Here is a 13571-nt window from a genome sequence, read left to right on the forward strand (position 1 = left end):
TTTAATTATTACTTGATGGGTGAATAACCTTCGCTGCATGTTATATAATTAATAATTGCATTCCACACTTGAGTTGAATATTTATGTTTGCAGACTTTTTTGTTGTTGATCCTGACCCGTCATTAATTATTAATGGTAGTTATGATTATAGTCTTGTTGCCTTGTCTGTTTTAACGACTATTTTTACCGCCTATCTGGCAACCTATTTACTCGATTTAGCAAAAGAAACCCCCTTTGCAACTTATCGTAAAGTAGCAAACTCTACTAGTGCACTTGTTCTAGCGGGTGGTGTTTGGAGTATGCACTTTATTGGTATGCTGGCGTTTTCATTGTGTACTACTATTTCCTACGATCCATTGATCACCTTCTTGTCTTTTCTGCCTGCGCTAGCTGCTTTTATATGCGCGGTATCAATAATTCCCAAACGTGAGCCTAGCAAAATTCAATTACTGTTGGGGGCCATATTATTAGGCTCTGGTATCGGTACTATGCATTATAGTGGCATGGCTGGTATGAAATTAAGCCCCATGCTTAGTTACGACCCATTATTATTTGCTTTATCAATTGTTGTTGCCGTAACTCTTTCTTATATAGCACTTTATGTACGTATTCATTTACATGAGAAGTTGCCTAAATTAACCAGCACGCAATGTCGCCTGGTATACGCTATTGTGTTTGGCTTGGCAGTTTCAGGCATGCATTATATGGGAATGTATGCAACGCGGTTTATTGCCACCTCGCCATTTGTATCTGAAAATAAAGTTGACTCAGATTTAACTCTTATTGCGGTTAGCGTGGCTTTTGCTACGGCTTTTTTAACGATTATTGTGGCTGTAATCAACAGTATGATTCGTTTTCGAATCTTGCTTGATGAAAAATCTAAAAGTGAATCTCGGATGGAGGCCATTTTATCTACCGCGATTGATGGCATTATCACCATAGATCATGCCGGCATAATACTCAGTTTTAACAATGCAGCCGAACACATTTTTGGTTATACACGCAAAGAACTCTTAGGCCGAAATGTAAAGTTATTAATGGCTGATGAAATTTCTGAGCATCATGACGGTTACCTCGCTAAAGCACATGACGTACGTTTTGATAAAGTTATTGGTGTTAACCGTGAAGTATATGCAAAACATAAAGACGGTACTTTGTTTCCTATTCGTTTAGGCGTCGGCGAAGTTATTCAGCCAAATGACAAATCTTTGTATGTAGGCTTTATAACCGACTTAACAGAGCAGAAAGCGCTACAAAAAAACTTGATTGCTAAAGAGCAACAGTACCGCTCATTAATTACCAATATGCCAGGTGTTGCTTTTCGCTGTGAATACAGTAAACAGTGGCCAATGATTTATATTAGCCCTAGTATAAAAGAATTAACGGGGTATGCAGATTCTGAATTTTTAACTAAGCAAGTTGCATTTGGTGATTTGATTATTGAAGCCCATCAAGACCGAGCGATGGCGGTTATTACCCAGGCTTTAGTACATAGAAATCAATACAGTTTAGAGTATCAAATTACTAATAAAAGCGGTGATGTTATTTGGATACTAGATCAAGGTAGTTTCACTTTTGATAAAGATGGTAACCCTAAATGGATTGATGGTGTATTAGTTGATATTACCGAACGTCGCCAATATGAAGATAATTTAAAAGAAGCTAAGTTAGTCGCGGAAGAAGCGGCAAAAATTAAGCAAGAATTTTTATCCAATATGAGTCATGAAATTAGAACACCAATGAACTCTATTATTGGTTTTAGTGATTTGTTAATGGAAACATCTTTAGATTCAAATCAACAAAAACATATCTCTACGGTCAATCATGCGGCGAGATCATTATTGCATTTACTTAATGAAATTCTCGACTCGGCAAAATTGGAAAAAGGTAAACTGACCATTGAGCCAATTCATTTTAATTTAAATACATTACTTGATAATACAATTTCAACATTGTGGTTAGAAGCTAAAAATAAAGACATAGAGTTAACTTTACACATTAATGATATTAATCAATACGTTTACTTTGCGGACTCTTCACGTTTACGACAAATACTGATGAACTTAATTGGTAATGCTATTAAATTTACTGAAAAAGGTACTATTGATGTAACGGTAACTGCTACAGATAATAATCAGCTTAAATTTGAGGTAGTTGATACCGGTATAGGTATTCCGCAAAATAGGTTGAAAGCGGTCTTCGAAGCTTTCGAGCAAGCAGATGGAACGGTAACTAGACGCTTTGGTGGCACTGGTTTAGGCACTTCTATTAGTAAGCAATTAGTTGAATTAATGGGCGGTAACATAGGTGTAACTAGTGAAGAAGGTAAAGGTAGTTGTTTTTACTTTTCGTTACCTATGCCACAAGGTGATGCGAATAAAATTCAAACATCCATGCTCATTGCAAGTCAGTTACCCGCATTAAATGTATTAGTTGCTGATGATATTGAGCAGAATGTAGAGCTGCTATCAATACTTTTATCTAAAGACAATCATACCGTCACAACGGCAACAAATGGTATAGAGGCCGTTGCTGCCTTTAATCAAAGCTTATTGAGTAATAAAGCATTTGATGTGATTTTAATGGATATTCATATGCCTGAATGTGATGGTATAGATGCGAGTATGAAAATACGTAAAATTGAGCAACAACAAGGATTGGTGTGCACGCCTATTATTGCCCTTACTGCCAGCGTGCTTGAGCAAGATAAGTCAACCGCAAAGAATGCGGGAATGAATGGTTTTGCGAATAAGCCGGTTGATATGCTGCAATTAAATCAAGAAATAATGCGGGTGTTAAACATTGAGGCCGTTGTGGCACAAAATGAACTTCCGATAACAGCTGAAGCTAAATGTATTGATTATAAAAAAGGTGAAATGCTGTGGGGATCGAAAGATAAACATCTGCTCGAGATCGGCCGTTTTTTAACTGAACATCAAACCAGCTTTCAACAAATTACACAAGTAAGTGTCGACGCTACTGATGACTATATGCGTTTACTGCATACCCTAAAAGGACTTACCGGTAACTTAGCGTTAACTAAATTAATGGCGTTGGTGAGTTCGCTAGAAAAAGATATTACAGCAGAGCTACGTGCAAAGTTGAGCGCGGAGTTTATTGATGAAGTTTCTGCATTAGAAGATATTATAGCGACAAATGAAAAAGTATCACCTACTAAAACTCTTACAAGTCAGCCTAAACTTACCCTGAGCGAACTACAGACTCATTGTGATAAACTATTAGCAGATGCTGAAAATGGCGAATTAGATGATATATTATTAATGACTGTTAGCGAGGGAGCGCCGTGTGAGTTCCAAGCGGACATTAATATGTTAATTGCGCAGTTTGAAGAGTTTAATTTTGATAGTGCAATTGAACAATTAACCCAGATAATTAAACAGCTTGAGAGCGAAAATAGGAAATAATTAATGACATTTATTACTGAAAAAGCTCGTGTATTAGTTGTTGATGATGAGCCCCTTAACTTAAAAGTGATACGCGAAGTATTAAATAATGAATACCGTCTGTCGTTTGCTAAGTCAGCAGAAGCAGCATTAAAGCTTATTGATAATGAGTTACCTAATCTAATTCTACTCGACATTATGATGCCTGAAATGAGTGGCTTAGAAATGTGTGCGCTTCTAAAAAAACAAGAGCGAACTAAGCATATACCTATTATTTTTGTTACCGCCTTAGGTGATGAACAAGATGAATTTATTGGCCTAGAGCTGGGCGCTGTTGACTATATATCAAAACCGATTAGCGCACCAATTGTTAGAGCACGAGTTAAAAATCACTTGTCATTGGTACAAGCTGAGCAATTAAAAAAAGCCCATGTAGATTTAGTAACAAGGTTAGGACGCGCCGCAGAATATAAAGACACAGATACAGGCGAGCACATTATTAGAATGAGCCAGTATTCAAAAGTGTTAGCGTTAGCCTATGGTATGTCCGAAGAGTATGCCGAATTAATAAAACAAGCGGCACCTATGCATGATATTGGCAAAATAGGTATTCCAGATAATGTGTTATTAAAACCAGGTAAGTTAACACCTGAAGAATTCGAACAAATGAAAACACACGCCGCTATTGGCGGAAAAATACTTGAAAATTCTAACTCGCCTTTATTGCAGTTAGCTTATGTATTAGCGATGGAGCATCATGAAAAATGGGATGGCAGCGGTTATCCTAATAATTTAAAGCATGAAGAAATATCAATTGAGGGAAGAATCGTCGCTATTGCCGATGTGTTTGATGCCTTAACCTCGAAACGTCCTTATAAAGACGCTTGGAGTACAGATGATGCTTTTGATTTGATTAATCAGCAAGCTGGCAGTCATTTTGATCCAGAATTAACGGCACTTTTTTTAGCTAACAAAGATAAAATCTTAGCGATAAAAGCATTAAATAACGATAAATTTTAAGGTCGTTAGCTGAATTATTGCTTCACCTGATCATCGAGAAATAAAAATGTCTGTTCAGTTACCTATTATAATTAATATTTATCGTGATTTAATTACGCGTTTTCCCTCTATCACCGCGGTTTGTAATAAATTAGAAGCGCAATTTAACTTTCAAACACTTACCGCAAATTGGTACGGTGATGAAGAGCAGATATTAAATATTACGTTAGCGTTAGAAACCCCAGAAAGTTTTGTAATGCATAACAATGAATTACAGGCTGAGTACTTAACAAGTAAAAATTTAACACGAGAAAAAAACTTAGTTCAACACAATAACGCTATACAGATAAAACAATTTTCAGATGATGTAATTTACGCTATAAATGAGGCGGCTCTTAAATTAGATTGTTATGTTGCTTTAACAACCTCCGAGCTTGAATTACTGGAGTTACAACCCAAATTATTGGCTGGCCTTATTCAAATAAAACTACAGAAGGTATTAAACTTAATCGCAGGTGATAGATCGTTAACGCTAATATAAAAGTTATATTGCTATTTTTATCAATAATATATACTCCTTGCCTTCCATATTATATTTTTCACATGCTATTTTTCATATATGTAAACACCCATGCCAATAAATACCACGCGCTTAGATCGTTTTATCAGTGAGCATTACCAAATTAACCGTAAATCAGTGCGTTTGATTTTAGCGCAAAAACGCGTTTATGTTGACGGTAAACTTGCAAGAGATATCGACCAGTTAGTTGATCAGTTCTCTGTTATCGTCATGGATGATAAAACCCTGCAATCTAATCAAGCACACTATATTATGTTGCATAAGCCTATTGGCGTAGTTTGTGCTACCAAAGATGACAAACATACAACTGTTATAGATTTACTGGCTGAAAAATATGGCCAAGAGTTAGTAAATAGTTTACATATTGTTGGCAGGCTTGATCTTAATACCTCTGGATTGGTGTTATTAACTAATGATAGTCGTTGGTCTGAACGATTAACCTCACCAGAGTATAAGGTGAACAAACGCTATCAAGTAACACTTGCTAAGCCGATAACGCCTGATTATATTGGTGCATTTGCACAAGGTATGTACTTTGCTTATGAAGATATAGTGACGCAACCTGCGGTATTGAAAATTATCTCGCCCTTACAAGCAGAAGTAACGTTAACAGAAGGACGTTACCATCAAATAAAGCGTATGTTTGGTCGTTTTCAAAACCAAGTTGTCATGTTACACCGCTTTGCTATTGGGCAGTTGGTACTTGATCAGACACTGAGTTTAAGTGAAAGTAGAAGCTTAACGGCCCATGAAGTGAGTAGTATAACGCATAGTTCAAGTAATTAAGGTTGCAGACACACCTGGTATTTTATTAGTTATCGTTACTGTTAGCTGCTTTTAGTTAATTTTTCAGTGAGTTTTTAGTTAACTTTCTAGTTAACCTGAGTTCGGGATAAGCAAAATGCTACAACAGCTTTAATTATCCGTATTACTGCGTTTTGATAGCTCCCAATAACCCGTTATTGGCTTCGCTTTCCCGCCTTGTACTACGAATAATTAAAACTATTGTAGATACGTGAATACAAATAGTTGATATTGTTATACTTTACAATTTCATTATCCCGAACTCAGGTTAGTTAACCTGAGTCCATACATCGAACTCAGGTTAGTTAAATTTTTAATCATTTTACTTTATATTTAAACGGTTTTAGACATTGTTTCCCCACTAGAAAAACGATATGTAGAGTATATAGTTATAGTGATGTAACGGTACTCGCAATTTGTTGTTGCTTGGGTATAATGGGAAAGAGTGAAAAAGTGTTCTTTTTTGTTAATGGTTTTTGTAAAGGTATTATAAAGGTATTATTAATGGGTATTGTTAAATGAATAAATCAAAATCACTTTTTTCCGCAATTGCGTTAGTTACCTTAATATCAAGCTGTACTAGCTCTGATGATGCTTGTGAAGATATCACCCTTGCTACTGAGCAAATTCAAGAATGCCAGGCATTGCACAGTCGTATTATTAATTTCAAAGGTGATGTAATAACTCGTACAGAATTAGACCGTCGTTACCAGCAAGACTGCATTGATATTCGTTATTATCGTGATGAAAAGCAGCCAGCTATTTGTGGCAACAAAGCTAAAGTAGACGAAATTAGAAAATCGGCTCAAGCAGAAGCAGAAGCACAGCAGTAAGCAGTCACTTTCACACATGCTTATTATATCTTTTGGCAGCCATGCAAAGATATGAATAGATAATTTAACGGTATGGTAATTTTGAAAACAGACAATCAACAAGATACAAGTATTCAAGCCGCAGATGAAATAATACGCGCTAATGAAGCAACTATTACTAAACTATCAGGTGATGTTGATTTTCTTGAGAAAAAAAACACTGATCTAGAAGCGCGATATACGGCACTGTTTAAATTAAATAGGTTGTCGCAAGAGTGTAACGACCTCGATACTTTTTATTCAGAAGTTCACAGCACCATAGCTTCGTTAATGACCGCGGAAAACTTCTTTATTGTTTTATATGATCAAACCTTTGATACCATTGAGTTTGTTTATTATATAGATGAGAAAGATGAGAAACCGGAAGGCATTATTGATTATCAAGATCTTGATGGCTCATTTACTAATTTGGTTATTGAATCAAAACAACCTTTATTATTAACGCCCGAACTTGAAAAACAACTTTTTGATAACTATAAAATCAAGCAATTTGGCACCCGCGGCACAGACTGGCTAGGTGTGCCGTTACTGCAAAATGGCTTGGTTATTGGCACTATCACCATTCAAAGTTATGATGAAAAAATTCGTTACACCGACAGTGATCTTCACTTACTTACCTTTGCGGCACAACATGTGGTTGGTGCCATGCTGCGTTTACAAGATCAACAACGTTTAAAAAATGCAGTAAACGCGCGTACTAAAGAGTTAATGACGCAAATACGAGAGCGTGAAAAATCAGAGCTACTTCAAGAATCATTATATAGAATATCTGAGTTAAGTACTGACATAGATCTCGATATAGATACATTCTATAGCAAGGTGCATAATATTATTGGCCAGTTGATCAACGCGAGAAACTTCTTTATTGCGAAATATGATCAAGAAAATAATATGCTGCATTTTTCTTATTGTGTTGATGAGCATTCAGCTGATTTAGTTAAAGACTTTAAGCCTAGAAAGCTTACTAATCGTTATTCTGAATTAGTATTACGTCGCCGCGAAACCGTATTACTAAGCTATCAAGAAATGATGAGCCTATATCTGGCGGGTGAAACTACCAAACCACAAGAAGATATTCATTCTTGGCTTGGCGTACCTTTAATTTATTCCGGTAAATTATTAGGCGTGATGGTACTACAAAGTTATCATTATAAGACTACTTATAATCAACAAGATGCAGAGTTACTTAACTTTGTATCTAACCATGTTTCCGCCGCTATAAAACGCCGAGAACTGGCTGACTTTGAAAGGCGCAGTCATGATCTACTTGAACAACAAGTTAAGTTACGAACGCTAGCGTTAGAAGACGAAATTAATCATCGTAAACAAGCAGAGACATTACTAAAACATACCGCCGCTCATGACAGTTTAACCGGCCTAGCTAATAGAAACGTATTTATTGATTTGCTTAGCCATGCGATAGAGTGCTCGAAACGAAAATCGAACTTTTCTTTTGCTGTTTTGTTTTTAGATCTCGACCGTTTCAAAATTGTTAATGACAGTTTAGGTCATCATGCGGGTGATATATTATTAAAAATTATTGCCAGAGAACTTGAGAAAATTGTTAGAGCGAAAGATACCGTAGCTCGTTTAGGCGGTGATGAATTTGTTATATTAATTGAAGATTTAGATTCTAACCAAGAAGCTTTTGAAGTAGCAAAGCGGATAACAGAATTTTTGAAAGAGCCCTTTACCATTGATAACCAGTTGGTTTATACCGGCACCAGTATTGGTATTTCATTTAGTAACGAACGTTATAATGATGCTAATACTATGCTTCGCGACGCAGATACTGCAATGTATCATGCCAAAGACAATGGCCGAGGACGTTACGAAGTATTTGATGACAGTATGCATCAAAAAGTTCAAAATGCATTAAGTCTTGAAGCCGATATTCGCGAAGCTATCGCTTGGCAAGAGTTTATTCCTTACTTTCAACCCATTATTCAATTAAGTACCTTAGCGCTAAAAGGTTTTGAAGCCTTGGCTCGTTGGCAAAGCACCAAGCGTGGTTTTGTCTTCCCAAATGATTTTATTCCACTTGCTGAAGATACCAACTTAATTGAAGCAATTGATATGCAAATTATTGAAAAATCATGTCAGCAGCTTAAATATTGGCAGAATGAATTAGGTTGCCAAGACATTTATATCAGTTGTAATTTGTTTTCTAAGCAGTTTTTTAGTACCAGTTTGCCGCAGCGTATTGAAAGAGTATTAATTAATACGGGGTTAGCGCCTTACAATTTACGTGTTGAGCTTACTGAGCGAGCTTTACTTGAAAATGCCGACATTGTGCATACTAATATGCAGGCCTTAAAAGCCATGGGTGTAAAAATATTACTGGATGATTTTGGCACTGGGTATTCAAGTTTAGGGTATTTACATCGCTTTCCAATTGATGTTTTAAAAATTGATCGTTCATTTATTAGTAATGTTCATGAGCATGATAATCATCGCGCTATTATTCGTACTATTGTTGATTTAGCACATAACTTAAATATGAGTACTGTGGGGGAAGGGATAGAAAACCTAGCAGATGCCCAATTATTACAGCAAATGGATTGTAAATACGGGCAAGGCTATTATTTTTCTAAGCCTATGTCTCCACAACATGCCGCCGATTATATTATTAATAAATTAAAATAGTCCCAATACCATTAATTAACTGAATCTATTGTATACCGAGGAAAATGCTCACATAGTTAATCGGCTTGGTATAAACGCTAGTCTACAAACTTCTCACCCGCTAAAGCTCAGGGCTTACCGCTGTTAACGCTTTAAGAGTTCGTTAGGAATTAAAACGTAACAAATCAAGCCTTAACAATTAATCACTTAGCTAGTACTATCAAAACAGTTGTTAAACAGTTACCACTTAATTACCCGAGCTCAGGTTTAGTTAACAGCCAAACAAGTAACATTATAGTAAATCACACTACAACTCAGCAGATCATTATCTGCTCGAATTAGAGGAAATATCTATGCTTTTTACTGGCACTTTAATTACCGATTGCCCAATAAGACAAAAAATTCGTGAATTTTATCGTATCGACGAAAACATCGCTGTAGATCATATTTTACCAGCTGCTGAAGTGAATGTTAGCGCCCGAAGTCGTGCTTGGGATCGTGCCCGTAAAATAGTATTAAAAATTCGTCAAGACCAAGAAGGTAATGGCGCAATAGACTCACTACTCAATGAATACTCACTCAGTAGTGATGAAGGTGTGGTGTTAATGTGTTTAGCCGAAGCATTGTTACGTGTACCTGATAAACATACTCAAGACGCATTAATTCGCGACAAAATATCACAGGGTCAATGGAGTAATCATTTAGGCGCGAGTGATTCACTATTTGTTAATGCTTCATCTTGGGGCTTATTAATTACTGGCTCTATGGTCAATTATGCAGACACCCGTAAAAAGGATCAATTTGGTTTACTGAAAAAAACGGTTGGCCGCTTAGGTGAACCAGTAATTCGTAAATCTATGAACTACGCCATGAAAGTAATGGGTAAACAGTTTGTTATGGGTGAAAGCATTGAAGCGGCAACTGAGCGCGCGGCAACTAAAGAGCAGCAAGGTTATGTTTATTCTTACGACATGCTTGGTGAAGGTGCACGTACCATGGCAGACGCTGATAAATACTATAAAGCCTATGAAGAGGCAATTACAGCTATTGGGGCTGTTGCTGTAGCATCAGGCAAAAACGATCCTCGTAAAGTTCCAGGTATTTCTATTAAACTCTCAGCTATTCATCCTCGTTTTGAATTTTCACATCAGCATAGGGTGATGACAGAAATAGTGCCTAAGTTAAAAGCATTATGTTTGCATGCTAAACAGTTCAATATTGGTTTAACGGTTGATGCTGAAGAGTCTGAGCGTTTAGATATTTCATTAGATATTATTGAAGCCGTTTTTACTGATCCTGATTTAGGTGATTGGAATGGCTTTGGTTTAGCGTTACAGGCGTACCAAAAGCGAGCAATATTTGTGGTCGAATGGCTACGTGACTTAACGGTGCGTACCAATAGAAAAATGATGGTCAGATTAGTTAAAGGTGCTTATTGGGATACTGAAATTAAAAATACCCAAAAAGATGGCTTAAATCATTTTCCGGTATTTACCCGTAAGTCATCAACCGACGTGTCATATCATGCTTGTGCTAATAAACTACTAGAATATCGCGATACCATTTACCCACAATTTGCCACGCACAACGCTTATACCGCTGCTACCATTGTTGAGCTGGCGGGAAATGACAAAGCGGGTTTTGAATTTCAATGTTTACACGGCATGGGGGATTCTTTATATGATCAAATTGTAAAAGGAGAAAGTATTCAATGCCGTATCTATGCACCCGTTGGTCATCACGAAGACTTACTTGCCTACCTTGTACGTCGGTTATTAGAAAACGGTGCTAACTCTTCATTCGTTAACGCCATTGTTGATGAGACACAGCCTGTTGAAGCCTTATTAGAAGATCCGGTTGAGAAAACACAGCGCCTAAAAGTAAAATATAATAACCAAATTACTAAACCCATTGATTTATATCGTTCTGAAAAAATTAATGTGGAAGGGATTAGTAAAGATGAGCAAGGGCGAGATAACTCTAAAGGCTTAGACTTAACTGATATTAACCAGATTACGCTATTAAAATCGGCTCTTGATACTTGGTTTGATGAACATTTATTAACTGAAAAATATGTGCCAGCTGGTGCAACTGCGGTGATGAATCCTGCTAATCGAACTGAGATTATTGGCTTTCATCAGCACAATAGCGAAGCTGAAATGTTAGCAATGATTGATAATGCTCAAACTGCTTTTGATTCTTGGTCAATAACGCCAGTGGGAGAGCGTGCCGCTTTACTTTGTCGAATTGCCGACATTTTAGAACGCCACATGGATGAGTTGATTGGGCTTTGTATTAAGGAAGCTGGAAAAGTCGCTAAAGATGGCGTTGATGAAGTACGTGAAGCTGTTGATTTTTGCCGATATTATGCGGCTCGCGCTCTTGAGTTAAATGAAGATGATCGACTAGAGCCGCGTGGTGTAGTGTTATGTATTAGTCCGTGGAACTTCCCATTAGCTATTTTCTTAGGACAAGTTGCCGCAGCAATTGCTACAGGTAATACCGTATTGGCAAAACCTGCTGAGCAAACTGGTTTAATTGCTTTACGCGCGATTGAAATGATGAAGTCAGTTGGTTTACCTGAAAACGTTGTGCAAGCGGTTATTGCAGAAGGTAGCGCAGTAGGGGAAACTATTATTCCAGATAGCCGAATTCAAACGGTTATGTTTACAGGTTCAACCCAAACGGGCACGCGAATTTCTCAAGCTTTAGCTGAACGTGGTGGCGATCAAGTGCCACTAATTGCCGAAACAGGTGGTCAAAACTGTATGATTGTTGACTCGACAGCTTTGCCTGAACAGGTTGTTGATGATGTTATTTCTTCTGGGTTTCAAAGTGCAGGTCAGCGTTGTTCGGCTTTACGTGTGTTGTTTTTACAAGAAGACATTGCCGATAATATTATTACTATGTTGCAAGGTGCGTTAGCGGAATTACATATTGGCGATCCAGCTAAATTAAGTACTGATGTAGGACCTGTTATCGATAAAAAAGCCCTTAACGCATTAAATGAACATGCCGATTATATGAAGTCTCATGGTAAATTATTATACCAATGTGAGCTATCAGATGATGTGGTTGATGAGAATGGTCACTTTTTCTTTGCCCCTCGTTTGTATGAAATTTCTGATATTAGTGTATTAACCAAAGAAGTTTTTGGACCTTGTGTACACATTGTTCGCTTTAAAGGTAGCGAAATAGAAAATATTATCGATAAAATAAATGGTACTGGTTTTGGCTTAACTATGGGGATTCATACCCGTATAGAGCAACGAGCTATTGACTTAGCTAAGTTATCACGTGCTGGAAATATTTATGTTAATCGTAATATGATTGGTGCTATTGTTGGTGTACAACCTTTTGGAGGACGTGGTCTTTCTGGTACAGGTCCAAAAGCAGGAGGACCAAATTACTTAACACGTTTAGTGAAAGAAAAAGCGACACCAGATGCGGATGCGTTTACTTTTTCACAAGCTAGTTTACCTAGCTTAATTGGTAATGCGGCAGATACAAAAGAAGCTATTCGTTTGTTAGATCAAGCCAGTAGCGCTGAGAAAGAATGGCGCTTAATCGACTTAAATACACGAATTTCGTGTGTTCGTCAGCTATTGGCTAAAATAGCTCATGTAGAAATTGTTGAGGACTTAGCAGACAACCTTAACCGAACCTTAGCAACAGCACGATCTCAGCTTATTGATATAGAAAAACGTTTGAAAAAGCCAAAAGTTCTGCCGGGACCAACAGGTGAATCGAATAAAATATACTTAGAGAATCGCGGCAATGTAATTTGTTATGCGGATAAAGATGTCAGCTTTGACTTTTGGGTTTTATCTATTGTAACGGCATTAGCAACGGGCAATACCGTTATTGCTGTTGTATCTGATTTATTCTATCAAGAAGCGTTGGCCTTTAAAGCTAAGTTTGTTGCAACGGGTGCAGATGAACACGTATTTCAAGTGGCTAAATTATGTTATTTAGAAACTTTGTTAGAACACCCAGCTTTATCAGGTGTCGTTGTGGATAGTGGTTGCGAAAATAAGCACTATATCAGTGAAAAATTAGCACAACGTGACGGTGCTATTTTACCTGTGATCAGTTCTGAATATTTTGATAATTTAATTCAGCGTTTAATTACTGAAAAAACAATTAGTGTTGATACTACAGCTTCAGGTGGCAACACATCATTGATGACGCTTGTGGAAGAGGATTAACGATTAACGAGTGTAGGTAATGTATTTATTAATGCGTTACCTGTTATCTTGTAAAAGATACTTTTTTTACTATATTTAA

General features: G+C 37.0%; 7 protein-coding genes. All 7 read left to right on the forward strand.

Features of this window, described 5'->3' with window-relative positions; genetic code table 11:
- The first annotated feature begins 83 nt into the window (after nucleotides 1-83).
- The gene (locus CWS31_RS07120) at nucleotides 84-3425 is read left to right on the forward strand and encodes a PAS domain S-box protein (RefSeq protein ID WP_101345451.1); all 3342 of its coding nucleotides are present in this window, start codon (nucleotides 84-86) and stop codon (nucleotides 3423-3425) included.
- Between the two features lie 3 nt (nucleotides 3426-3428).
- Entirely contained in the window at nucleotides 3429-4424 is a 996-nt protein-coding gene (locus CWS31_RS07125; protein WP_101345452.1) for a response regulator, read from the forward strand.
- Nucleotides 4425-4470: 46 nt separating this feature from the next.
- Entirely contained in the window at nucleotides 4471-4944 is a 474-nt protein-coding gene (locus CWS31_RS07130) for a hypothetical protein (RefSeq protein ID WP_101345453.1), read from the forward strand.
- A 90-nt stretch (nucleotides 4945-5034) separates the two neighbouring features.
- Complete coding sequence (locus CWS31_RS07135) at nucleotides 5035-5769, forward strand: 16S rRNA pseudouridine(516) synthase (RefSeq protein WP_101345454.1); 735 nt, start codon at nucleotides 5035-5037, stop codon at nucleotides 5767-5769.
- A 536-nt stretch (nucleotides 5770-6305) separates the two neighbouring features.
- Nucleotides 6306-6620 (forward strand): hypothetical protein, encoded by a 315-nt coding sequence (locus CWS31_RS07140; RefSeq protein ID WP_101345455.1) that lies wholly within the window; start codon nucleotides 6306-6308, stop codon nucleotides 6618-6620.
- A gap of 81 nt (nucleotides 6621-6701) precedes the next feature.
- Complete coding sequence (locus tag CWS31_RS07145; RefSeq protein WP_170252808.1) at nucleotides 6702-9305, forward strand: sensor domain-containing phosphodiesterase; 2604 nt, start codon at nucleotides 6702-6704, stop codon at nucleotides 9303-9305.
- A 332-nt stretch (nucleotides 9306-9637) separates the two neighbouring features.
- Nucleotides 9638-13492 carry a bifunctional proline dehydrogenase/L-glutamate gamma-semialdehyde dehydrogenase PutA gene (gene putA, locus CWS31_RS07150; RefSeq protein ID WP_101345457.1) on the forward strand — a complete coding sequence of 1285 codons (3855 nt, stop codon included), beginning with the start codon at nucleotides 9638-9640 and terminating at the stop codon, nucleotides 13490-13492.
- Nucleotides 13493-13571 lie beyond the last annotated feature (79 nt).

This window comes from Colwellia echini, assembly GCF_002843355.2.
In the GTDB taxonomy this organism is placed as follows: Bacteria; Pseudomonadota; Gammaproteobacteria; order Enterobacterales; family Alteromonadaceae; genus Colwellia; species Colwellia echini.